A 22,662-nucleotide genomic window follows, 5' to 3' on the forward strand; every position below is an offset into this window, starting at 1 on the left:
GATGCTGCGCCCCAACGAGGTCCGGCAAAAGCTCGGTGCGGGCGAGGAGGTGTACGGGCTCTTCAGCACGCTTCCCGAGCCCACGATGGTCGAGATGATCGGCTGCGCCGGCTATGACTTCGTCATCCTGGACACCGAGCACACCCTCGTCGACCCGCAGCGGCTGGAGAACCTCATCAGGGCCGCCGAGACGACCGGGCTCACGCCCTTCGTCCGGGTTCCCGAGGCCGATCCCGGTGCCGTGCTGCGCGCCCTGGACGCCGGGGCGATGGGCATCGTCGTCCCGCACGTACGCGGGCGCGCGGACATCGACGCCACGCTCCGCGCCGCCCGCTACGCGCCCGAGGGCATGCGCTCCCTCAACGGGGGACGGGGTCCCGGCTTCGGCCGTATCGACCCGGCCGAGTACATCCGCCGGGCCAACGCGGAGATCATGGTCGTGGCGCTCCTGGAGGACGCCGAGGGCGTGGAGGCGATCGACGAGATCCTCGCCCCCGGCGGCGTCGACCTCGTCCTGCCCGGCCCCGGGGACCTCTCCCAGTCCTACGGAGTCCCCTGGCAGGTCCGCCACCCCCGCGTCCAGGAGGCCGTCCGCACCCTGCGCGGCGCCTGCGCCCGCCACTCCGTTCCCTTCTGTGCCATGTCCACCACGCCGGAGCGCCGCGCCGAGTGGCGCGCCGACGGCGTCACGGCCTTCGTCCTGGGCGAGGACCGTGAGCTGGCGGCGCGTGCGCTGCGCGCGCACCGGGAGCGGACCGCCGGGCGGGAGTGACGGCAACTCCATCGGCGGTACCTGCGCGGGCTCCGGGCGGGTAACTGATGACCGGGTAACCGATCGTCCGAAGGAGCTGAGCGGTACATGGCCCAGAACACGGCATTCATCATCGCGGGAGCGGGGCTGGCCGGCGCGAAGGCCGCGGAGACGCTGCGCGCGGAAGGCTTCGAGGGCCCCGTGGTGCTGCTGGGGGACGAGACCGAGCGTCCCTACGAGCGTCCTCCGCTGTCCAAGGGCTATCTCCTGGGCACCACGGAGAAGGAAAAGGTGTACGCCCATCCGCCGCAGTGGTACGCCGACCACGAGGTCGATCTGCGCCTGGGCAACGCCGTCACCGCCATCGACCCGGCCGGCCACGAGGTGACCCTCGCCGACGGCAGCCGGCTGGGCTACGCCAAGCTGCTGCTGGCCACCGGCTCCACACCGCGCCCGCTGCCGGTGCCCGGCGCCGACCTCGACGGGGTCCACACGCTGCGGCGCCTGGCGGACAGCGACCGCCTCAAGGAGGTCTTCCGGACCGCGTCCCGGATCGTGGTGATCGGCGGCGGCTGGATCGGTCTGGAGACCACGGCCGCGGCGCGCGCAGCCGGGGTCGAGGTGACCGTGCTGGAGGCGGCGCCGCTGCCCCTGCTGGGGGTGCTGGGCCGCGAGGCCGCCCAGATCTTCGCCGATCTGCACACCGAGCACGGCGTCGCGCTGCGCTGCGGCACCCAGGTCACGGAGATCACCGGTACGGACGGTGCGGTGGACGGGGTACGGCTGGCCGACGGCACCCGTATCGCGGCGGACGCGGTCATCGTCGGCGTCGGGATCACCCCCAACAGCGAGCCGGCCGCCGAGGCCGGGCTCAAGGTCGACAACGGTGTCGTCGTGGACGAGCGGCTGTGTTCCTCCCACCCCGACGTCCACGCCGCCGGCGATGTCGCCAACGCCTACCACCCCCTCCTGGGCCGGCACCTCCGCGTCGAACACTGGGCGAACGCCCTCCACCAGCCGCAGACCGCCGCCAAGGCCATGCTGGGCCAGGAGGTCCGCTACGACCGGCTGCCGTACTTCTTCACCGACCAGTACGACCTGGGCATGGAGTACACCGGGTACGTCGGGCCGGAGGGCTATGACCGGGTCGTCTTCCGCGGCGACACCGGCACCCGTGAGTTCATCGCCTTCTGGCTCTCCGGCGGCCGGGTGCTGGCCGGGATGAATGTGAACGTCTGGGACGTCACCGAGCCGATCCGGGCCCTGGTGGCGAGCGGGCGGGCCGTGGACCCCGGGCGGCTCGCCGATCCGGACGTGCCGCTGGCGGATCTGGTCCCCTGAGCGGCGGCCGGCGGCTGTTCTCACGCGGCGCCGCGGGTGACTGTGTGGGCGCCGTAACGACGGTTGATCTCTTGACGTGACACCTGGTTAACGGGCGATTCCTACCGTGGAGCGGAACATCCGACCACGAAGGGGACCGCCCGTGACCGCACCGGAAACGCCGGCAGAGAGCATCACGCAGGTGCGCACGGCGTGCTCGTACTGCGGTGTCGGCTGCGGGATCGTGCTGGATGTCGGGACGGGCCCGGACGGGCGGCGGACGGTGCGCAAGGCGGCCGGCGACAAGGCGCACCCGGCGAACGGCGGACGGCTGTGCACGAAGGGCGCGACCAGCGCCGAGCTGCTCGCCGCGCCGGGGCGGCTGTCGACCGCCCTGGTGCGCGCGGACCGCGGCGACGAGCCGGTGGCCGAGGCGATGGAAACGGCGGTCAAGCGGACCGCCGCGCGGCTGCGCGAGATCGTCGACGAGCACGGCCCGGACGCCCTCGCCCTCTACGTCTCCGGTCAAATGACCCTGGAGGCCCAGTACTTGGCGAACAAGCTCGCCAAGGGGTTTGTGCGCACCCGGCACATCGAGTCCAACTCCCGGCTGTGCATGGCGAGCGCGGGCAGCGGCTACAAGCTGTCGCTGGGCGCGGACGGCCCGCCCGGCTCGTATCAGGACTTCGAGCATGCCGACGTCTTCTTCGTCATCGGCTCGAACATGGCCGACTGCCATCCGATCCTCTTCCTGCGGATGATGGAACGGGTCAAGGCGGGCGCCAAGCTGATCGTGGTCGATCCACGGCGCACCGCGACCGCGGCCAAGGCCGATCTGTTCCTTCAGATCGCGCCCGGTACGGATCTGGCGCTGCTGAACGGCCTGCTGCACCTGCTGGTCGAGAACGGCGCCGTCGACGCGGAGTTCATCGCCGAGCACACCGAGGGCTGGGAGGCGATGCCGGACTTCCTCCGGGACTATCCGCCCGCGACCGTCGCGGAGATCACCGGGATACCGGAGGACGGCCTGCGCCGGGCCGCGGAGTGGATAGCGGCCGCGGGCGACTGGATGAGCTGCTGGACCATGGGCCTGAACCAGAGCACCCATGGCACCTGGAACACCAACGCACTGATCAACCTGCATCTGGCGACCGGGGCGATCTGCCGCCCCGGCAGCGGCCCGTTCTCGCTCACCGGCCAGCCCAACGCGATGGGCGGCCGCGAGATGGGCTACATGGGGCCGGGCCTGCCCGGCCAGCGCTCGACGCTGGTGGACGGGGACCGGGCCTTCGTCGAGGAGCTGTGGGGACTGGAGGCGGGCGCGCTGCGGGCGGACGGGCCCGGCCAGGGCACCGTCGAGATGTTCCGGCAGATGGCGGACGGGGACATCAAGGCGTGCTGGATCATCTGCACCAACCCCGTCGCCTCGGTCGCCAACCGCCGGACGGTCATCGAGGGGCTGGAGGCGGCCGAGTTCGTCGTCTCGCAGGACGTGTTCGCGGAGACCGAGACCCATGCGTACGCCGATGTGGTGCTGCCGGCCGCCATGTGGGCCGAGACCGAGGGCGTGATGGTCAACTCGGAGCGCAATCTGACGTTGGTGCGGCAGGCCGCCGACCCCCCGGGCGAGGCCTGGCCGGACTGGCGGATCATCGCCCGGATCGCCTGCGAGATGGGGTACGAGGACGCCTTCGGCTACGAGAGCGCGGAGGAGATATTCGAGGAGATCAAGCGCGCCTGGAACCCGCAGACCGGCTATGACCTGCGCGGGGTGAGCTATGAGCGGCTGCGGCAGGCCCCCGTGCAGTGGCCCAGCGCGGCCGCCGACGGGCCCGACCGCAATCCGCTGCGCTACCTCAACGACGGTGTCAGCCAGACCCTGGACGAGCGGCCGGACGGCACCCGCCCCCGGCTGTCCTTCCCCACCGCCAGTGGCCGGGCCGTGTTCTTCGCCCGTCCGCACCTTCCGGCGGCCGAGCTGCCCGACGACGACTTCCCGTATGTGCTCAACACCGGCCGGCTGCCGCACCAGTGGCACACCCTGACCAAGACCGGCAAGGTCGCCAAGCTGAACAAGCTCAACCCCGGTCCCTTCGTGGAGCTCCACCCGCAGGACGCCCGGGCGCTGGGCATCGCGGAGGGCGACACGGTCGAGGTCGCCTCGCGGCGCGGCCGGGCGGTGCTGCCCGCCGTACTGACCGACCGGGTGCGGCCCGGGAACTGCTTCGCGCCGTTCCACTGGAACGATCTGTTCGGCGAGTACCTCAGCGTCAATGCGGTGACCCATGACGCGGTCGACCCGGTCTCCTTCCAGCCCGAGTTCAAGGTGTGTGCGGTCTCGCTGGCGAGGGTCGCGGGCGAGGCGGGAGGCGGGCACGGCGGGGCGGGCACGGCGCACACGGGCGGCGCGCCCGGGGCCGGTGCGAGCCAGGGCTCCGGTGCCTTCCCGGGCTCCGGTGCGGGCCAGGACAGCAGTACGGGCCCTGGCTCCGGTACGGGCGGCGCGGTCGGGGTGCTGGCCGGGATGTTCCAGCTCGCCGACACCGCCCCGCCGGTGCTGGCCGAGCACGAACGCCGCTACCTCTCCGGCTTTCTCGCCGGGCTGGGCTCCGGTCCCACCGCGGGCACGCCCGTACTGCCCGACCGTGCGCCCTTCGGTCCGGAGAGCGCCCTGTGGGTCAACGGCGTGCTGGCCGGGATGTTTTCGCGCACACCGGCCCGGCCGGCCACCGCACCGGACCCGGCGGACGCCCCCGCCGAAGCGGCCGGTGACACGCCCGCCCGTACGGTCCTCGTGCTGTGGGCCTCACAGACCGGCAACGCGGAGGAGGTCGCCGCCGACACGGCCCGGCGGCTCAAGGGCAGCGGCCGGGAAGCGAAGCTGCTGAGCATGGCCGACAGCGCGCCGGCCGCCCTGCCGCCCGGCGCCGATCTGCTCCTGGTCACCAGCACCTTCGGTGACGGCGACGCCCCCGACAACGGGACCGGCTTCTGGGAGACCCTCAGCGCACCGGACTCCCCGCGGCTGGACGGGGTGCGCTACTCCGTCCTCGCGCTGGGCGATTCCTCGTACGACGACTTCTGCGGCCACGGCCGCCGGCTGGACACCCGGCTCGCCGAACTGGGCGCGGTGCGGCTGGTGCCGCGTACGGACTGCGAACCGGACTACGAGCAGCCTGCGGGGCAGTGGCTCGATCGGGTGCTCACCGCCCTGGAGGCCGACGCGGAGCGGGGCGGCGGGACACAGCGCGGCACCCCGGGGGAGGCGGGCGCCGCCGCACCGGGTGCGGCACCGGCTCCCGAGGCGCCGGCCCCCACCCGCCCCTCCAAGGCCGCACCCGCCGCCGCCCGTCTCGTCGGCAACCAGCTGCTCAGCCGTGCCGGGGCCACCAAGGAGGTGCGGCAGTTCACCTTCGACACCAGGGACGGCAACGGCACACCGCTGGCGTACGAGGCGGGCGACGCGCTCGGCGTGCTGCCGCGGAACTGCCCGGACCTGGTCGCGGAGTGGCTGGCCGTCACCGGACTCGACCCCGCCGCCACCGTCGACCTCACGGGCCTGGGCACGGTGCCGCTGGGCGAGGCCCTGCACCGCCATCTGGACATCGCCAAGATCACCCCCGGACTCCTCCGGCTCGTTGCCGAACGCACCGGTGACCGGGCCCTCAAGAAGCTGCTGCGGCCCGACAACAAGGGCGAGCTGGCCCAGTGGGCCTGGAGCCGGCAGGCGGTCGACGTCCTCGCCGAACACCCCGTCCGGGCCGGCGCGGCGGAGTGGGCCGACGTCCTCACCCGTCTCCAGCCCCGGCTCTACTCCATCTCGTCGAGCCCGCTGACCGATCCCGCTCTCGTGCGTCTGACGGTCTCCGTGGTCCGCTACGAGAACCGCCGGGGGCGTCCGCGCAAGGGTGTGGCCTCCACGTTCCTGGCCGATGCGGAATCCAACAGCCCGGTGCCCGTGTTCGTGCAGCGCGCCGCCCATTTCCGTCCGCCGGCCGATCCGGCCACCCCGATGGTGATGGTGGGCCCCGGCACCGGTGTCGCCCCCTTCCTCGGCTTCCTGGAGGAACGGCGGGCACTCGGCCACCGCGCCCCCAACTGGCTCTTCTTCGGCGAGCAGCGCCGCGCCACGGACTTCTACCACGAGGAGGAACTCGGCCGGCTGTGCAGCGACGGCCTGCTCACCCGGCTGGACACCGCCTTCTCCCGCGATCAGCGCGCCAAGGTCTACGTCCAGGACCGGATGCGCGAGCACGGCGCCCAGCTGTGGTCCTGGCTCCAGGACGGTGCCCATTTCTATGTGTGCGGTGAGGCGTCCCGTATGGCCAAGGACGTCGACCGGGCACTGCGGGACATCGCCGTCGCGCACGGCGGTCTGGCGGAGGAGGCGGCGGCCGGCTACGTCAAGCAGCTCGCCGCCGAGAAGCGCTACGTACGCGACGTGTACTGAGGAACCTGCCGACGCGGGGCCCGGTGGGCACGGACGGCCGTGTGCGTTCACGTCATGAACGGAGCGCTTCGTGAACGCGCCTTCAGATTTTTTTCTCGAACGGGCCGACGACGTGCATTGGACGGACGATGGTGAGGAAGGAGAGCCCCATGACCTTGAAAACTGTCCCCGCCATGACCACCAAACCGACGCCCAGGGAGCCCGGCGCCGTGCCGAGCGAGCCGGAGCACGCGCCGCGTGACCCGGTCCCGGCCGAGCCGGAGCCGGAGGAGCCGGGCCCGAACCCCGAGGAGCCCCCGGGTGCGGAGCCGGGCGACCACCCGGCCCCCGAGCCGCCCGACTGAACCGGAACCTCCCCGGTTGCAGGCCCTGCGCACCCACAGCAAGGTGGATGGAATGGTGCATGTCGGATACACAATGATGACCGAACAGGCCGGGCCCCGGGCGCTGGTGGAGCATGTGGTGGGCGCCGAGCGGGCCGGCTTCGACTTCTCGGTGACCTCCGACCACTACTTCCCGTGGCTGGCCTCCCAGGGCCACTCCCCGTACGCCTGGAGCGTGCTGGGCGCCGCGGCGCAGGCGACCACCCGCATCCCGCTGATGACCTACGTGACCTGCCCGACGACCCGCTACCACCCCGCCGTCATCGCCCAGAAGGCCGCGACCATGCAGCTGCTCTGCGGCGGCCGGTTCCGGCTGGGGCTCGGCTCCGGCGAGAACCTCAATGAGCACGTGGTGGGTGCGGGGTGGCCCCCCGCACCCGTACGGCTGGACAAGCTGGCCGAGGCGATCGAGATCATCCGGGCGCTGTTCCGCGGCGAGGAGGTCACCCACCACGGCACCCACTTCGACGTGGTGCACGCCAGGCTCTGGGATCTGCCCGAGGTGCTGCCGCCGATCGGGGTGGCCGTCTCGGGCCCCCGGTCCTGTGAGATCGCGGGCCGTCTGGGTGATCTGGTCATCGCCACCGAGCCCAAGGGCGAGCTGCTGACCGCCTTCGACCGGCACGGCGGCCAGGACAAACCGCGGATCGGCCAGCTGCCGGTCTGCTACGACCCCGACCGCAAGGCGGCCCTTGCGCGGGCCCACGAGCAGTTCCGCTGGGCGGTCGGCGGCTGGCGGGTCAACGCCGAGCTGCCGGGCCCGGCCGGATTCGACGCGATGACGGAGTTCGTACGGCCCGAGGACGTCGCGGAGGCCTTCCCGTGCGGCGACGACGTCGGCCGCTTCGTCGACGCGGTACGCGCCTATGTGGACGCGGGCTTCACGGAGGTCGCCCTGGTCCAGATCGGCGGCGCGCACCAGGAACCGTTCCTGGAGTGGGCCGAGGCCGAGCTGCTGCCCGCCCTGCGCACGCTGTGAACGCCCGTTGCACGCCACCGTGACAGGGAGATGAGCATGCAGGATGCGGAAAACCCGGCAGGGGCGGGAACGAGCGGGGCACCGGCGGGGCCGGGGCCCCTGGACGCCGCCGAGCTGCGCCGTCTCGACGCGCACTGGCGGGCCGCCAACTACCTGGCCGTCGGGCAGATCTATCTGATGGCCAATCCGCTGCTGACGGCGCCGCTGCGCCCCGAGCACATCAAGCCGCGGCTGCTGGGCCACTGGGGCACCTCGCCCGGCCTGAACCTGGTCCACACCCACCTCAACCGCGTCATCAAGGCCCGCGAACTGGACGCCCTGTGCGTGTGGGGGCCGGGGCACGGCGGCCCCGCCGTGGTGGCCAACTCCTGGCTGGACGGCACGTACGCGGAGACCTATCCCGATGTCAGCCGGGACGGCGAGGGCATGGCCCGGCTGTTCCGGCAGTTCTCGTTCCCCGGCGGGGTACCCAGCCATGTCGCGCCGGAGACGCCGGGCTCGATCCACGAGGGCGGCGAGCTGGGCTACTCCCTGACCCACGCCTACGGCGCGGCGTTCGACAACCCGGAGCTGTTCGTCGCCTGTGTGGTCGGCGACGGCGAGGCGGAGACCGGGCCGCTCGCCGCGTCCTGGCACGCCACGAAGTTCCTGGACCCGGTGCACGACGGCGCCGTGCTGCCCGTCCTGCATCTCAACGGCTACAAGATCGCCAACCCGACGGTGCTCGCCCGGATCCCGCGGGACGAGCTGGATGCGCTGCTGCGCGGCTACGGCCATGACCCGATCCATGTCACCGGCGACGATCCGGCGGCGGTCCACCAGGAGATGGCCGCCGCCATGGACAGCGCACTGGACCGGATCGCCGCCATCCAGCGCCGGGCCCGCACCGAAGGGGTGACCGAGCGCCCCCGCTGGCCCATGATCGTGCTGCGGACCCCCAAGGGCTGGACCGGCCCGCACGAGGTCGACGGGCAGCCCGTCGAAGGCACCTGGCGCGCCCACCAGGTCCCGCTGCCGGGCGTACGCGAGAACGCCCAGCATCTGCGGCAGCTGGAGGACTGGCTGCGCTCGTACCGGCCGGACGAGCTGTTCGACGACGAGGGCCGGCCGCGTCCGGAGGTCCTCGCCTGTGTGCCCGAGGGGTCGCACCGGCTGGGCGCCTCGCCGCACGCCAATGGCGGTCTGCTGCTGCGCGATCTGCCCGTCCCGCCGCTGGAGCGGTACGCGGTGGAGGTGACCAAGCGCGGCAGCGAGCTGCACGAGCCGACCCGGGTGCTGGGCGGGCTGCTGGCGGCGGTCATGGAGGCCACCGCGGAGCGCCGTGACTTCCGTGTCGTGGGCCCCGACGAGACCGCGTCCAACCGCCTGGAGGCGCTCTACGAGGCCACCGGCAAGGCCTGGCAGGCACAGACGCTCGGCACCGACGAGCATCTCGCGCGCGACGGCCGGGTCATGGAGGTGCTCTCCGAGCACCTGTGCCAGGGGTGGCTGGAGGGCTATCTCCTCACCGGCCGGCACGGGCTCTTCTCCAGCTACGAGGCGTTCGCGCACATCGTCGACTCCATGGTCAACCAGCACATCAAATGGCTGCGGACCGCGCGCCGGCTGCCCTGGCGGCGTCCCATCGCCTCACTGAACTACCTGCTCACCTCCCATGTCTGGCGGCAGGACCACAACGGCTTCTCGCACCAGGACCCCGGCTTCGTCGACCACATCCTCAACAAGAGCCCGGAGGTGGTCCGGGTCTATCTGCCGCCGGACGCCAACACCCTGCTCTCGGTGGCCGACCATGCGCTGCGCAGCCGCGACTACGTCAATGTGATCGTGGCCGGCAAACAGCCGGGCTTCGACTGGCTCACCCTCGACGAGGCCCGCACCCACTGCGCGCGCGGCGCCGGCGCCTGGGAATGGGCGGGCACCGAGGACGGCAGCCGGGAGCCGGACGTCGTACTGGCCTGCGCGGGGGACGTGCCCACGCAGGAGACGCTGGCGGCGGCCGATCTGCTGCGCCAGCATCTGCCGGAGCTGGCGGTGCGGGTGGTCAATGTCGTCGACATGGCCCGGCTGCTGCCGTCGGGCGAGCATCCGCACGGCATGCCGGACCCCGAGTACGACGCGCTGTTCACCCGCGACAAACCGGTCGTCTTCGCCTACCACGGCTATCCGTGGCTGATCCACCGGCTCTGCTACCGCCGCACCGGCCACGAGAACCTGCACGTCCGCGGCTACAAGGAGGAGGGCACCACGACCACACCCTTCGACATGGTCGTCCGCAACGATCTCGACCGCTACCGGCTGGTGATGGATGTGGTCGACCGGGTCCCGGGCCTCGGGGTGCGCGCCGTCGCGCTGCGGCAGGCGATGGCGGACGTCCGTACCCGCCACCACGCCTGGATCCGGGAGCACGGCACCGACCTGCCGGAGGTCGCCGACTGGACCTGGGCGGGCTGACGGCGCACGGCTGCCCGATGACCGCCTCCGACGGAGTGACGCCCGGCGCGGTGACCGGGCGGCCGGGCCCCCGCATGTGAGCCTGAGGCCCGGGTACCCGGGCCTCAGGAGGTGCGCGGATGGCTCGACGGCTGACGACCGGCGCCGAACTCATCGGATGGTGGGCGGTGTTGACCGGACTGTGGATCGTACTGATCGGTCCCGTCGACACCCTGGAGTGGGAGGTCGGCGCCGGCGCCGCGCTGCTCGCCGCCGCGGCGGCCTGCGGGGCGCGCCGCGCGACGGAGCGCCGGTGAACGGGTGGACCGCAGCGGGCACCGCGCTGCTGCTGTGCGGCGTCGTCCCGGCCGCGTACGGCGCCGCCACCGGCCCGGTCCGGCGGCGGGTGCCCGCCCAGAACCTGGTCACCACGCTGCTCAGCCTGGTCGTCCTGCTGCTGGCCCAGGGCTACGGCCGTCCGGCGTATGTCGATCCGGCGCTGGTGCTCGCGGTGCTGGGGCCGGCCGGCACGCTGCTCTATGTGCGGCTGCTCGCCGACCGGTTGGCGGACCGTCCGCCGCGGCCGCGCTCACTGCTCATGGTCACGACGCTCACCTACGTCGCGGTTCCCGCGGTGGTGCTGCCCCTGTGCGTGGCCGCCGGCCCCGGCAGAGCGCTGGTGAAACTGCTGGTCATCGGCGTGCTGTTGGTGATGGGGAGCCGGGCGGCCGCCCGTGCGGTGACCGCCGCCGTCAGCACGGGGCACGGCCGGACCGGGCCCGCGGAAGGGATGTCCGATGGCTGACGACCTGCCGCTGATCCTCGGCCTGGTGCTGGTGGCCGTCGCCGGGACCGCCACCGTCCTGGTGCGCGACCCGGTACGCCAGTCCTTTCTGCTGTCCCTGCTCGGCCTCGCGCTGGCCACCGTCTTCCTGCTGCTCCAGGCCCCCGATGTGGCGCTCTCCCAGCTGGCGGTCGGCTCCGCGCTGACCCCGCTGATGGTGCTGCTGTCCGTACGCAAGGTCCGGCGCAAGGCACGCAGCGAGCGCCGGGAGGAGCACGAATGAGCATGCGGCTGCGGCTGTGCGTGCTGGCCGTCGGCGGCCTGGGCGTGGCCGTGCTGTTCGTCATGGCCTGCTTCGATCTGCCCGCGTTCGGCGGCCTGTGGCATCCGTACGGCGACCGGGCCGTCCATGCCGCGCTCGCCCGGCACACCGCCAACACCGTCTCCTCCGTCAACTTCGACCAGCGCGCCTTCGACACCCTCGGCGAGGAGTCCATCCTGTTCGCCTCGGTCGTGGGCACCGTCACCCTGCTGCGGCAGACCCACGGCGAGGACCGGCTGCCCCCGGAGCCGGTCCGGGTCGCGCCGCCGGTGCGCCGCTATGCGCTGATCGCGCTGCCCGTCACCCTGCTCATCGGCCTGTACGTCATCGCGCACGGCCAGCTCAGCCCCGGCGGCGGCTTCCAGGGCGGGGTGGTGGTCGCCACCTCGCTGCATCTGCTCTACATCGCCGTGGACTACCGGGCGCTGGAACGGATCAGACCGGTGGGCATGTACGAGGTGGCGGACGCCGCGGGCGAGGCCGCCTATCTGCTGGTGGGCGCGGCCGCGCTGCTGACCGGGGCGGCGTTCCTGGCCAACTTCCTTCCCTACGGCACCTTCAACACGCTCTCCTCCGGCGGCACCGTTCCGCTGCTCAACGCCGCCATCGGCGTGGAGGTGGCGTGCGGGGTGGTCGTGCTGCTGGCCCGTTTCCTGGACCAGGCCGTGGAGATCGAGAGCGAAGGCCGGGACGACGAGGCGGAGGCGAGGACATGAGTGTGCTGCCGTATGTGATCGCGGCGTGGCTGTTCCTGATCGGCTGTTACGGGCTGGCCACCAGCCGCAACCTCATCCACGCCGTGGGCTGCCTCGCCGTCTGCCAGTCCTCGACCTATGTGCTGCTGCTCGCCATCGGGTACCGGGACGGCGGCACCGCCCCGGTCTTCTCCGACATCACGCCGGGCTCGCGCCCCGTCGTCGATCCCGTCGTCCAGGCCCTGACCCTCACGGACATCGTCATCGGCGCGACCGTCACCGCGCTGCTGCTCTCCCTGGTCATCCAGGTCGCCAAGCGGCACCGGACGGTGGATCCGGACGAACTCTCGGAGCTGCGCGGGTGAGCGTCGCACAGACCCTGCCGCTGATCGTGGCCACTCCGCTGTTCGGCGCGGCGGTGCTGGTCGGCGCGGGCCGCCGGCTGCCCCGGTACGCGGCGGAGATGCTGGGGTGCCTCTTCGCCGCGGGCGCCGCGGCGCTCGCGCTGTACGCCTCGGCCGCAACGCCGTCCTCCACCGCCCGGCCCGTGGAGTGGCTGGGCGGGTGGCGGCCGCACGGCGGGGCGAGCGTGGGCATCGTGCTGGTCGGCGACCGCATCGGCCTCGGCCTGGCCGCGCTGGTCTCGCTGCTGGCGCTGGCCGCCCTCGCCTACGCCTGGCGGTACTTCGCCGAGCCGCCACGGCGCCATGCGGGCTCCTTCCCCGCTCTGGTGCTGCTCTTCCAGGCGGGCATGTGCGGCTTCTCGCTCACCGGGGACCTCTTCAACGCCTTCGTCTTCTTCGAGCTGATGGGCGTCGTCGCCTATGCACTGACCGGCTACCGCGTCGAGGAGGCCCGCGCCGTCCAGGGGGCGCTGGTGTTCGCCCTCGTCAACTCCCTCGGCGCCTATACCACCTTGCTGGGCATCGGGCTGCTCTACGCCCGGACCGGCGAACTCGGCCTCGCGCAGATCGGCAGCGCCCTCGATGCGCACCCCGGCGGCCCGGACGCGCTGGTGATCGCCTCCTTCGTCCTCGTCGTCACCGGTCTGCTGGTGAAGGCCGCGGCCGTGCCGTTCCACTTCTGGCTCGCCGATGCGCATGCGGTGGCACCGACGCCGGTGTGCATGCTGCTGTCCGGGGTCATGGTCGAGCTGGGCCTGTACGGCACGGCCCGCGTCTACTGGACGGTCTTCGCGGGCCCCGGCGGCATCCCGGCGCCCGCGGCACACCGGGCACTGCTGGCCCTGGGCGTGCTGACGGCCGTGCTGGGTGCGGTGATGTGCTGGCAGCAGCGCCATCTCAAGCGGCTGCTGGCCTACTCCACCATCGCGCACACCGGACTGTTCCTGGTGGGCCTCGCGACGCTCACCCCGGAGGGGCTCGGCGGCGTCGCCCTGTACGTGCTGGCACATGCCGGGGTGAAGGCGGCGCTCTTCGCCTGTGTGGGCATTCTGCTGGACCGGTTCGGCAGCGTCGATGAGCTCCAGCTGCACGGCAAGGGGCGGGAACTCCGTTGGGCGGGCGTGCTGTTCGGCGTCGGCGGGCTGGCGCTCGCCGGGCTGCCGCCGTTCGGCACCGCGCTGGGCAAGGCCGTCATCGAAGAGGCGGCGGGCGGTTGGGCGACGGCACTGTGCGTGCTGGTCTCGGCGGCCACCGGGGGCGCGGTGCTGCGGGCCGGGGCGCGGGTGTTCCTGGGACTGGGGCCGGTTCCGGAGAGCGCGGCAACGGAGTCCCGCCCGGCCGACGACGCCGCCGCCGCCGAGGAGACGACCGGGAAAGAGGAGGAGCCGGAGACCCGTGGCGGGCGGCTCTCCCGGATCCCGGACAGCATGCTCATCGTCCCCACGGCGCTGCTCGCCGCGGCACTGGCGGTGGGGCTGGACCCGGCCCTGCGCACCGGCATCGGCCGGGCCGCCGACGCCTTCACCGACCACGCGGGATACCTCACGGCCGTCCTGTACGGCCGGGCGGCGGAGCCCGCGTCCACTCCCCCGCCGCACTGGACCATGGCCGGTGTGCTGGGGGGCCTGCTGGCCACCGCGCTGGCCACGGCGCTCGCCCTGGTGGCGGTGCGGCGGCCCGGACGCCGGGAACCGACGCGCTGGGCCACGCCGCTGCGCCGACTGCACTCCGGTCATGTGGGCGACTATGTCGCCTGGTTCCTGGCGGGCATCACCCTGCTGGCGGCACTCATCGTGTGACGGGGGCGGGCGGCTCCGTTCCGTCAGGGCCGTCCGGGCCGCAGTGCCGTCCCGGCCGCAGTGCCGTCCGGGCCGCAGTGCCGTCCGCGGGCAGCTACCGGTTCGCGCGCCGTCCCGGGGCCGCGGCCGATCGGTGGCGCCGCGGGTGCCGGGTCAGGCTCCCGACGCCTCCCGCACGTCGTCGACCACGGAACGGTCCAGCGCCGCGCGCACCAGCCCCGAGGCGAAGGCGGCGGTCTCGTCCTGCCCGACCAGCCGCGCGAGCTTCCCGCTGTCGCCCGGCAGGCCCAGCCGCTCCGCCCCCTGGACCGCCTTGGCATCGAGATATGGGGCCAGTTCGGTCCAGACGCCCTGCACCTCGCGCAGAAAGATGTCGCAGCCCGCGGGCCCCAGGCCCGGCACCTTCCGCAGGGCGGCCCGCAGCGCCGCGGTGTCGCCGCCGGCCTCCTCCCGCATCCGCCGTAGATCGCCGCCGTAGGTGTCCAGCAGCAGAGTGGCGCCGTCACCGAGCTGGGTGGCGGTGCGCTCGTCGTAGCGGCGGTATCCGCCCTCCCCCAGCGCGTCGACCCGCTGCTGCCAGGTCGCCTCCGCCATCCGCCGCGGCGTGCGCATGCCCGCGTCGAACAGGGCCCGCGCGGCCGCCACCGCCACGGAGGCGCGGATCCGCGCACTGAGCAGACCGGCCAGCACCAGCACCTGGTACAGCGGCTGCGGCGTGTTCCCCAGCCGGATCCCGCTCTGTGCCGCAAAGGTCTCGCCGTGCCGCTCCAGCAGGGTGCGCGCAACGGCCCGCTGCCCGCCGCGGGGGCTCACGCGGTGCCCCCGCCGGGGCTCATGAGGTCGAAAGGAGAAGTCCTGGCCACGCCCTGTCCTCTGTCGTGTCGTGGGTGATCCGCTTGTCGTGTCGTGGATGATCCGCTGTCACACTCCCCGGTGCGCCGGGCGGGAAACCGCCACTGCTCCGTGGGGCCCAATGCCCCGCACCGGGTGCGCGGCCACGTCCGGGCGACTACGCTCACGTCGCTGTCCGACCGACGACGGGGAGGCGACGCTTGTCCCGGGACGCTGAGGCTGCGCAACACTCCACCGGTCGGCCGGCGCAGGAGGGGGCAGAGGACCAGGAGGACGCCGAAACCGCGGTCACCGTTTTCGTGGCGCTCGGCGCCAACTTGGTGATCGCCGTGGCCAAGCTGCTCGGTGGGCTGTTCGCTGCCTCGCCCGCGCTGCTGTCCGAGGCCGCGCACTCGGTCGCCGACAGCCTCAACGAGATTTTCCTGCTCGCCTCCCTCAAGCGCAGCAAACGCGCGCCCGACAGCAAACACCCTTTCGGCTACGGAAAAGAGCGGTACTTCTGGTCCCTGCTCGCCGCCGTCGGCATTTTCGTCATGGGCGGCTGTTTCTCCGTCTTCCAGGGCATCGAGGCACTGCGCTCGGGCAGCTCGGAGACCCGTACGGGCTATGTCGCCGGCCTGATCGTGCTGGCCGTCGCGCTGGTCGCCGAGGGCTCCTCGCTGGTCCGCGCCCTGCTCCAGGTCCACGGCCAGGCGCGGCAGGACGGCCGCAGCATGCGGGAGGCGATCCGCGCGGCCGACGACCCCGCGTTGCGGACCGTGCTGGCGGAGGACTCCACCGCCTGTTTCGGTGTGGTGGTCGCCATGGTCGGCATGGGACTTCACATGATCACCGGTCAGGTGCAGTGGGAGGCCTGGGCATCGATGATCATCGGCGCGCTGCTGGTGTTCGTCGCCTACCAGCTCGCCAAGCAGTCCCGCGGCCGGATCATCGGCGAGGCCGCCGACCCGGCGCTGCGGCAGGCCATCCGGGAGTTCCTGGAGGCCCAGCCGGAGATCGACACGGTGACCACCCTGCTGTCGATGCGGCTGGGGACCCGGTCGACGCTGGTCGCGGCCCGTGTCGATCTCGTCCCCGGGCTGGACAGCGAGGAGGTGGAGGAGGTCCTGGTGCGGCTGAAGAAGGCCGTCCGGGAGGACTGGCCGATCGCCGACCAGCTCTTCCTGGACGTCACGGATGCCTCACCGAGGGACCGGGCACGGGCCCGGCGGGAGCGTCGGCAGCTCGACAGGGCAGTGAACGGCGAGCCCGAGCAGGACGGGGCGGAGCGGCGGCCGGAGGGCTGAGAACGCGGGGGTGCCGGACGGCCTGCCGCGCGCCGGCCGGCCGCTCACCACCTCCCTCGTGCCGCACCCGGCCCCGTGCACCGTCACCCTCACCACCCGCCCGTCCACCGTCACCCGCCCGTCACCGCCCGGCCCGGCCCCGGGCACCGTCACCCGCTCACCGCAGCGCGTCGAGCCGCCTTCGTGCCGGGCGCAGCGAACGCCCGCGGGCCGGCACCCCGGACCACGGTCGCGACCCCGCCTGCTCCAGGACACCGGCGACATCCTTCAACGACCAGGTCTGCGCGGTGAGGTGGGGATCGTCGAGCTGCTTCCGGGTGATCGGCACGGCGACCGGGGCACCGGGTTTGGGACGCAGCGACCAGGGCGCGACCGCCGTCTGCGCATAGGCGTTGCGCTGCACATCGAGGTAGAGCCGGTCACCGCGCGACTTCTTGCGTACGGCGGTGGTCAGACGGTCCGGGTGACGCCCGGCCAGCACCTGGGCCACGTCCTGGGCGAAGCCCCGTACCGTGTCGAAGTCGCTTCGGCCGTCCAGCGGGACGGTGACGTGCAACCCCTTCGACCCGGTGGTCATCAGGGTGGCCGGCAGGCCGAGTTCGTCGAGCAGCGCACAGAGCTGCCGGGCGGCCTCCCGTACGGCCTCGAAGTCCGGGCCGGGCGGGTCGAGATCGAACACCAGCCGGTCGGGGTGGTCGGGCCGGTCGGCGCGCGACAGCCAGCGGTGGAAGGTGAGGCAGGCCTGGTCGGCGAGGAAGAGGAGGGTCGCGTTGTCGTCGCAGACGGTATGGGTGACGGTGCCGCCCTCCTTGGTGACCCGCGCCCGCCGGATCCAGTCGGGGTAGTGGTCCGGGGTGTCCTTCTGCATGAACTGCGGGCCGCCCAGCCCCTCCGGAAGCCGTTCCAGCATCAGCGGCCGCCCCCGCAGCTGCGGGACCATCGAGGCGGCCACCCGGCGGTAGTAGTCGATGACGTCGGCCTTGGTCAGACCGTCGTCGGGGAACAGCACCTTGTCCGGCCGGTGGATCCGCACCGTGCGACGGCCCGCGCGCACCGTGTCCTTGTCCGTGCCCGTTCCTGTACCGGTGCCGGTCTCTGTGGCGTTCATGCGGGCGGGGTTACCCGCTCCGGGCCGTCGTACGCTCCCGCGTCCGGGTGGCCGTGCGCGCGACGCGCCCGTTCGCCTCCCGTGTCGCCGAGTGGCCGGGGCCGTCGCAGAGTGTGTACGTACGCCGGGAAGGCGGTTCCGTGCCTCTCGCTGCGCAGGGTCGGTGCGTCTCGCTGCGCATGGCCGACGCGGGATCGGCAAGGAGAGCAGCATGCCGCGCGGAGCGAGCGTTGGGCGCTCGGCCGCCGAGAAGCGACGCGTGAGGAGCAGATGACGGTGCGACAGCCACCGGGACCGCCAGGCCCCACCCATCCGGATCCGGTTCCGCCGACTCCGGGTCCGGGCCCCGGACCGCCCGGACCCACGCCGGGCCCGGCGCCCGGCCCGGTCCCCGCCCCCGGACCCGATCCCGTGCCCCCGCCGGTGCCGGGCCCCGAGCCGGATCCCATCCCGCCGAACCCGGCGCCGCCGACGCCCGGACCGCAGCCCGGCCCCGCCCCCGATCCGCTCCCCGCGCCGGGCACCGCACGGCGGGCCGAACAGTCGCGCCATGAGACTGACCGGCACCGGTCCCGCCTCCGAGGAGCCGTATGAGTGCCGTTCGCCCGCCGTCCCGTCCTGCCGGACGGCAGCGCGACGCGGCGCGTACGCGGGCCGAGATTCTCGACGCCGCCACGGAGGAATGTGCGCGCCTGGGCTACACAGGCGCCCGGGACGCCCCCGTCCGCCTCGCCGCCCAGCACACCGCGGACCGGCGGGGCCTCCCGGCGAGGACCTGACGAGGCGCTACCCGGCATTCCCGTACGGGATCGGTAGGCTCGGCGGGTGGGGCATTCCGAGGAGCGCGCCGAAGGTGCGGGACCGTTCACCACCCGGCTGACCTGGCGCCTCGAAGCGGGCGGCACCGCCGTCTGGGAGTCGCGGGCGGCCCGCAAGCGCGGAACGCTCGCGGTGCGGCCCGCCGGGGCCGCCGAGAGCAGCGTGCGGCGCGCCGGCGCCGCGGCGCTGAACCGTCTGCGCAGGCTGAACGGCATCGCCGCGGGCTCCTTCACCTCCGGCGGTACGCTGTTCGTCCTCGGTGCGGCGCTCGCCCAGTTCAGCTCGATGAGCTCCACCGGGACCGCCCCGATCTACTTCGTCGGCGGCGGGTTCTTCACCCTGGGCGGCTATGCCTCCCTCGTCCAGGCCATCAACGCTCCGCGCCGGGAGAGCGCGGCAGGTTCGCTGACCACGCACCGCTTCCGGTGGTGGAGCTATGAACCGGGCCGGATCGACTGGCTGAGTACGTTCGTGCTGTTCGCCGGCACGCTGGTGTTCGGCATCAATCTGCTGGATTCGTTTCTCCAGGGGCTGACGGCCCAGCAGCTGAACCGGCTGGTCTGGGCACCCGACATGGCCGGCTGCCTGCTGTTCCTGATCTCGGGGCAGCTGGCGGTCATCGAGGTCTGCCACGGCCGGCTGTGCCTCGAACAGCGCAGTCTCGGGTGGTGGATCGTCGCGCTCAATCAGCTCGGTTCCGTGCTCTTCATGGTGGCCGCGCTGGCCGCCTTCACCCGGCCGGAGACCGGAAGCCTGGTCAGCGTCGGCATCGCCAACTGGGGGACCCTCACCGGAGCGCTCTGCTTTGCGGGGGCCGGGGTGCTCCAGGCCTTCGAACATCCCTGACATGCGGCTGACCGGTACCTGTGTGAACGTGGAACGAACTGCATGACCACCGGCGGGTCCGGTAAGGACGGCCAGGTTTCTCAAGTGAGGAGTCACCCATGGCCACTCGGAAGCGCGACGTGAGCGGATGGACGGCATTCGCCGCGGTCCTGATGATTTTCGGTGGCGCGATGGCCTTCTTCGAGGGCATCTCCGCCATCGCCAAGGACAACGTCTTCGTCACCACGCAGAACTACGTGTTCTCCTTCAACCTGACGGGATGGGGCTGGATCCATCTCATCCTGGGCATCATCATCCTCCTCGCCGGTGTCGCACTGCTCTCCACGGGCGCGATGTGGGCACGGGTGATCGGTGTCATCCTGGCGGGCCTGGGCGCGCTGGCGAACTTCCTGTGGATCCCCCACTACCCCTTCTGGGCCATCGTGCTGATCGCCATCGACATCTTCATCATCTGGGCGCTGTGTACGGACAACCACCACCGCACCGCGACCGCCCGGTGAGCTGAACACCCCCTCCGGTCACGGTCATGACCACCGGACCCACCCCGCAGCAACGCGCGGAAGCAGGCAGGGCACTTCGCTCCGAAGTGCCCCGCTCGCGTCATGCGGAGTTCACCCCCGCGGCCGGCCGGGCCGACCCGGTGGACGTCATCGAACGGCAGTCCGCGCTCCGTGTACCGGAGTTGGTGCCCCTGCGCTACGGACGGATGCTGGAATCCCCGTTCCGCTTCTACCGCGGCGCCGCCGCCCTCATGGCCGCGGACCTGGCCACGACACCGTCGACGGGGCTGCGCACCCAGCTGTGCGGGGACGCCCATCTGCTGAACTTCCGTCTGCTGGCCTCCCCCGAGCGCCATCTGATGTTCGACATCAACGACTTCGACGAGACCCTGCCCGGCCCGTGGGAGTGGGACGTCAAACGGCTGGCGGCAAGCTTCGCCATCGCGGGGCGCGGGAACGGCCTCCCCGAGAAGGTCCGGGCCGGCATCGTCCGGGCCGCCTGCGCGTCCTACCGCGAGGAGATGCGCCGCTACGCGGACATGCGCACCCTGGAGGTCTGGTACGCCCATGCCGACATGGCCGACGTCGAGGCCGAGGAAGCCCATGAGCTGGGCAGCAGGGGCCGTGCGGCACTGGCCCGCACCATCGAGGAAGCCCGTACGCGCGACGCCGTGCAGGCCTACCGCAAGCTGACCCGCAGGAGCGGCGGCCAGGTGCGGATCGCCGCCGATCCGCCGTTGATCGTGCCGCTGGACGATCTGCTGCCGGACGTCGAGCGCGACCGGCTGACGGACCAGATCCGTGGAATGGTCCAGAGCTACGGCCGCACCCTGCGTTCGGACCATCGCCGGCTGCTGGAGCAGTACCGGGTCGTCGACATGGCCCGCAAGGTCGTCGGGGTCGGTAGTGTGGGCACCCGCTGCTGGATCGTGCTGCTGCTCGGCAAGGACATGGACGACCCGCTCCTGCTCCAGGCCAAGGAGGCCGACGAGTCCGCACTCGCTCCGTATGCCGGCCCCGGCCCGCACACCCACCAGGGCGAACGCGTGGTGGCCGGCCAGCGGTTGATGCAGGCCGCCGGCGACATCTTCCTCGGCTGGGAGCGGACCACCGGCATCGACGGGCGCCCACGCGACTTCTATGTCCGCCAATTGCGTGACTGGAAGGGCATCATGCCGACGGATGTGATGGTGCCGACGGGCATGCGGCGGTTCGCCGTACGCTGCGGCGCCACCCTCGCCCGTGCGCACGCCAGGTCCGGCGACCGGATCGCGATCGGCGCCTACCTCGGCAGGAGCACGGTCTTCGACGAGGCGCTGGCGCGGTTCGCGGAGCGTTACGCGGACCAGAACGAGCGCGACCACCAGACGCTCAGGGAGGCGGTCCGGACGGGCCGGGTGACGGCCGCGTCCTCCTGAGGGGCTGGGGCGGGGGCACCGGAGCACCGTGCCGAGCGGCAGCCGGGGCGCCGCCACCCGAACGACGCACCCGGAATCGCCCGGGATGTACGGTCAGTCCGCCCCGCCTAGCATGGTGCCGAATGGCTCCGATGAAGGCGGCCCCCATGCGCCCCACGGCGAAGTTCTCCATCAGCTTCGGCCTGGTCACGATCCCGGTCGCCGCGTACAACGCCACGGACAGCTCCACGTCGGTCAGCTTTGTACGGATCCATACGGCGGACGGCGGGCGGGTACGCAATCAGCCCGTGTGCTCGCTGGAAGACGTCGAGATCACCCCGGACGAGATCGGCCGGGGCTACAAGCCCGACGACAGGGACATCGTCGTACCGCTGAGCGACGACGATCTGGACGCGCTGCCGCTGCCGACCGCGAAGACGCTGACGATCCTGGCCTTCGTCGCCGGCGGGGACATCGACCCGCTACAGATGGGCAAGGGCTACTACCTGGGCATCGACAGCCCGGCCGCGGCCAAGCCCTATGTGCTGCTGCGCGAGGCGATGGAACGGCACCAGCGCGTCGGGCTCGGCAAGATCGCGCTGCACGGGCGGGAGACGCTCGCCATGATCCGCCCGATGGAGGGCGCGCTGGTCATGCAGGTGCTGCTGTGGCCGCACCAGATCCGCCCGATGGACGGGGTGCTGCCCGAGCGGCAGCCGGAGGTCGCCCCCGCCGAGGTGGCGGCCGCCGAGACGCTCATGGATTCCTTCGGCGAGCTGTCGGAAGACGATGTGCACGATCACTACCGTGAGGCGCTGGAGGAGATCGTGGCGGCGAAGCTGGCGCATCGCGAGCCGGACTTCCCGGCCGGTGAGGAGCAGCCGGCCGGCCAGGTGATGGACCTGATGGCGGCCCTTCAGGACAGCGTCCGCGCGGCCAGGAAGTCCCGCGGCGAGGACGAGGAGACCGAGGGCGCCCCGGGTGGTGGCGGGTCCGGCCGCAGCACGAAGAAGAGCACCGCGAAGAAGACAGCAGCGAAGAAGACGGCGGCGAAGAAGACCACCGCCTCGAAAACCGCCGCCAAGAAGACGCCTGCCAAGAAGACGGCAGCGGCGAAGAAGACCGCGGGCAGGGGCGGGCGGCGGGCCGGCTGAGCCCTTGCGGGGACCGGGGCCGGCTGCCGCCCCGCCCCGCGTCCGGACATAAGGCGCCCGCCCGCGGGTACGCGACCCCTCGACGGGCGTTACCGCCCAGAGAGTGAGGGAGGCTGACACGATGGGTATTGGCGGGTGCATCGGTCTACTTGCGGTGGGGGCGATCCTCACCTTCGCCGTCGACTTGCATGTTGCCGGGATCAACGTCGACTTGGTGGGGATCATCATGATGCTCGTCGGCATCATCGGTCTCGCCACCTATGTGAGCATCCTGAAGCGGCGGCGTACCCAGCCACCCTCGCCCGGCGCCCCGGTCGTCGATGTCGAGGACAACCGCTACTACAGGTAGTCGTGGACGTACGCGTCCTCGCCCCGCGGCGGGT

General features: G+C 72.4%; 20 protein-coding genes and 1 pseudogene. 19 read left to right on the forward strand and 2 right to left on the reverse strand.

The window, feature by feature from the left end; all coding sequences use genetic code 11:
• Position 1 precedes the first annotated feature (1 nt).
• From K7C20_RS04725 to K7C20_RS04780, 12 genes are all read left to right on the forward strand, one after another.
• Positions 2 to 772 carry an HpcH/HpaI aldolase family protein gene (locus tag K7C20_RS04725; protein ID WP_030079754.1) on the forward strand — a complete coding sequence of 257 codons (771 nt, stop codon included), beginning with the start codon at positions 2 to 4 and terminating at the stop codon, positions 770 to 772.
• Positions 773 to 859: 87 nt separating this feature from the next.
• A complete protein-coding gene (locus tag K7C20_RS04730; protein ID WP_053209924.1) occupies positions 860 to 2,092 on the forward strand; it encodes an NAD(P)/FAD-dependent oxidoreductase in 1,233 nt (410 codons plus the stop codon).
• Positions 2,093 to 2,234: 142 nt separating this feature from the next.
• On the forward strand, positions 2,235 to 6,521 hold the full coding sequence (locus tag K7C20_RS04735) for a bifunctional nitrate reductase/sulfite reductase flavoprotein subunit alpha (protein ID WP_053209923.1): 4,287 nt from the start codon (positions 2,235 to 2,237) through the stop codon (positions 6,519 to 6,521).
• A gap of 149 nt (positions 6,522 to 6,670) precedes the next feature.
• Positions 6,671 to 6,865: a hypothetical protein gene (locus K7C20_RS04740; protein ID WP_030079743.1), complete on the forward strand. Its 195-nt coding sequence runs from the start codon at positions 6,671 to 6,673 to the stop codon at positions 6,863 to 6,865.
• Between the two features lie 52 nt (positions 6,866 to 6,917).
• Positions 6,918 to 7,883, forward strand: a complete 966-nt coding sequence (locus K7C20_RS04745; protein WP_030079742.1) for an LLM class F420-dependent oxidoreductase — start codon at positions 6,918 to 6,920, stop codon at positions 7,881 to 7,883.
• Between the two features lie 36 nt (positions 7,884 to 7,919).
• Positions 7,920 to 10,334 (forward strand): phosphoketolase family protein, encoded by a 2,415-nt coding sequence (locus K7C20_RS04750; RefSeq protein ID WP_053209922.1) that lies wholly within the window; start codon positions 7,920 to 7,922, stop codon positions 10,332 to 10,334.
• Positions 10,335 to 10,453: 119 nt separating this feature from the next.
• Entirely contained in the window at positions 10,454 to 10,630 is a 177-nt protein-coding gene (locus K7C20_RS04755; protein WP_167352533.1) for a hypothetical protein, read from the forward strand.
• Entirely contained in the window at positions 10,627 to 11,118 is a 492-nt protein-coding gene (locus K7C20_RS04760) for a monovalent cation/H+ antiporter complex subunit F (protein ID WP_030079741.1), read from the forward strand. The genes K7C20_RS04755 and K7C20_RS04760 overlap by 4 nt, the downstream gene beginning before the upstream one ends.
• Positions 11,111 to 11,380, forward strand: coding sequence for a Na(+)/H(+) antiporter subunit B (locus K7C20_RS04765; protein ID WP_030079739.1), 270 nt, complete (start codon positions 11,111 to 11,113; stop codon positions 11,378 to 11,380). The genes K7C20_RS04760 and K7C20_RS04765 overlap by 8 nt, the downstream gene beginning before the upstream one ends.
• Positions 11,377 to 12,135 carry an MnhB domain-containing protein gene (locus K7C20_RS04770; RefSeq protein WP_030079737.1) on the forward strand — a complete coding sequence of 253 codons (759 nt, stop codon included), beginning with the start codon at positions 11,377 to 11,379 and terminating at the stop codon, positions 12,133 to 12,135. The genes K7C20_RS04765 and K7C20_RS04770 overlap by 4 nt, the downstream gene beginning before the upstream one ends.
• Complete coding sequence (locus tag K7C20_RS04775; RefSeq protein ID WP_053209921.1) at positions 12,132 to 12,479, forward strand: sodium:proton antiporter; 348 nt, start codon at positions 12,132 to 12,134, stop codon at positions 12,477 to 12,479. The genes K7C20_RS04770 and K7C20_RS04775 overlap by 4 nt, the downstream gene beginning before the upstream one ends.
• Positions 12,476 to 14,317, forward strand: a complete 1,842-nt coding sequence (locus K7C20_RS04780) for a complex I subunit 5 family protein (protein WP_030079733.1) — start codon at positions 12,476 to 12,478, stop codon at positions 14,315 to 14,317. The genes K7C20_RS04775 and K7C20_RS04780 overlap by 4 nt, the downstream gene beginning before the upstream one ends.
• A gap of 153 nt (positions 14,318 to 14,470) precedes the next feature.
• On the opposite strand, the gene K7C20_RS04785 is transcribed toward K7C20_RS04780, so the two are convergent.
• Positions 14,471 to 15,130, reverse strand: coding sequence for an endonuclease (locus K7C20_RS04785; protein WP_030079731.1), 660 nt, complete (start codon positions 15,128 to 15,130; stop codon positions 14,471 to 14,473).
• Positions 15,131 to 15,369: 239 nt separating this feature from the next.
• Here K7C20_RS04785 and K7C20_RS04790 point away from each other — a divergent pair, with 239 nt between their 5' ends.
• The gene (locus tag K7C20_RS04790; RefSeq protein WP_030079729.1) at positions 15,370 to 16,455 is read left to right on the forward strand and encodes a cation diffusion facilitator family transporter; all 1,086 of its coding nucleotides are present in this window, start codon (positions 15,370 to 15,372) and stop codon (positions 16,453 to 16,455) included.
• Between the two features lie 157 nt (positions 16,456 to 16,612).
• Here the strand turns inward: K7C20_RS04790 and ligD are convergent, their stop codons facing one another.
• Complete coding sequence (gene ligD, locus K7C20_RS04795; RefSeq protein ID WP_048829212.1) at positions 16,613 to 17,563, reverse strand: non-homologous end-joining DNA ligase; 951 nt, start codon at positions 17,561 to 17,563, stop codon at positions 16,613 to 16,615.
• A 590-nt stretch (positions 17,564 to 18,153) separates the two neighbouring features.
• Here ligD and K7C20_RS04800 point away from each other — a divergent pair.
• The 6 genes and pseudogenes from K7C20_RS04800 to K7C20_RS04825 all read left to right on the forward strand — a co-directional run.
• A pseudogene (locus tag K7C20_RS04800) lies at positions 18,154 to 18,276 on the forward strand (TetR/AcrR family transcriptional regulator); the annotation flags it as partial.
• A 112-nt stretch (positions 18,277 to 18,388) separates the two neighbouring features.
• Positions 18,389 to 19,228 (forward strand): hypothetical protein, encoded by an 840-nt coding sequence (locus K7C20_RS04805; RefSeq protein WP_053209920.1) that lies wholly within the window; start codon positions 18,389 to 18,391, stop codon positions 19,226 to 19,228.
• A 98-nt stretch (positions 19,229 to 19,326) separates the two neighbouring features.
• On the forward strand, positions 19,327 to 19,728 hold the full coding sequence (locus tag K7C20_RS04810) for a DUF7144 family membrane protein (RefSeq protein ID WP_048829211.1): 402 nt from the start codon (positions 19,327 to 19,329) through the stop codon (positions 19,726 to 19,728).
• Between the two features lie 26 nt (positions 19,729 to 19,754).
• Positions 19,755 to 21,146: a DUF2252 domain-containing protein gene (locus tag K7C20_RS04815; protein WP_053209919.1), complete on the forward strand. Its 1,392-nt coding sequence runs from the start codon at positions 19,755 to 19,757 to the stop codon at positions 21,144 to 21,146.
• Between the two features lie 146 nt (positions 21,147 to 21,292).
• Entirely contained in the window at positions 21,293 to 22,279 is a 987-nt protein-coding gene (gene ku / locus K7C20_RS04820; RefSeq protein WP_053209918.1) for a non-homologous end joining protein Ku, read from the forward strand.
• Between the two features lie 121 nt (positions 22,280 to 22,400).
• On the forward strand, positions 22,401 to 22,628 hold the full coding sequence (locus tag K7C20_RS04825) for a DUF6458 family protein (RefSeq protein WP_030079717.1): 228 nt from the start codon (positions 22,401 to 22,403) through the stop codon (positions 22,626 to 22,628).
• Positions 22,629 to 22,662 lie beyond the last annotated feature (34 nt).

Source organism: Streptomyces decoyicus, assembly GCF_019880305.1.
Lineage (GTDB): Bacteria > Actinomycetota > Actinomycetes > Streptomycetales > Streptomycetaceae > Streptomyces > Streptomyces decoyicus.

Excerpts from the sequence above, each read along its gene's own strand:
- K7C20_RS04825 (WP_030079717.1), top strand. The coding sequence starts at position 22,401 with ATGGGTATTGGCGGGTGCATCGGTCTACTTGCGGTGGGGGCGATCCTC.
- K7C20_RS04730 (WP_053209924.1), top strand. The coding sequence starts at position 860 with ATGGCCCAGAACACGGCATTCATCATCGCGGGAGCGGGGCTGGCCGGC.
- K7C20_RS04810 (WP_048829211.1), top strand. The coding sequence starts at position 19,327 with ATGGCCACTCGGAAGCGCGACGTGAGCGGATGGACGGCATTCGCCGCG.
- K7C20_RS04740 (WP_030079743.1), top strand. The coding sequence starts at position 6,671 with ATGACCTTGAAAACTGTCCCCGCCATGACCACCAAACCGACGCCCAGG.
- K7C20_RS04745 (WP_030079742.1), top strand. The coding sequence starts at position 6,918 with ATGGTGCATGTCGGATACACAATGATGACCGAACAGGCCGGGCCCCGG.
- K7C20_RS04725 (WP_030079754.1), top strand. The coding sequence starts at position 2 with ATGCTGCGCCCCAACGAGGTCCGGCAAAAGCTCGGTGCGGGCGAGGAG.
- K7C20_RS04765 (WP_030079739.1), top strand. The coding sequence starts at position 11,111 with ATGGCTGACGACCTGCCGCTGATCCTCGGCCTGGTGCTGGTGGCCGTC.
- K7C20_RS04770 (WP_030079737.1), top strand. The coding sequence starts at position 11,377 with ATGAGCATGCGGCTGCGGCTGTGCGTGCTGGCCGTCGGCGGCCTGGGC.
- K7C20_RS04815 (WP_053209919.1), top strand. The coding sequence starts at position 19,755 with ATGACCACCGGACCCACCCCGCAGCAACGCGCGGAAGCAGGCAGGGCA.
- K7C20_RS04750 (WP_053209922.1), top strand. The coding sequence starts at position 7,920 with ATGCAGGATGCGGAAAACCCGGCAGGGGCGGGAACGAGCGGGGCACCG.
- ku (WP_053209918.1), top strand. The coding sequence starts at position 21,293 with ATGCGCCCCACGGCGAAGTTCTCCATCAGCTTCGGCCTGGTCACGATC.
- ligD (WP_048829212.1), bottom strand. The coding sequence starts at position 17,563 with ATGAACGCCACAGAGACCGGCACCGGTACAGGAACGGGCACGGACAAG.
- K7C20_RS04775 (WP_053209921.1), top strand. The coding sequence starts at position 12,132 with ATGAGTGTGCTGCCGTATGTGATCGCGGCGTGGCTGTTCCTGATCGGC.
- K7C20_RS04755 (WP_167352533.1), top strand. The coding sequence starts at position 10,454 with ATGGCTCGACGGCTGACGACCGGCGCCGAACTCATCGGATGGTGGGCG.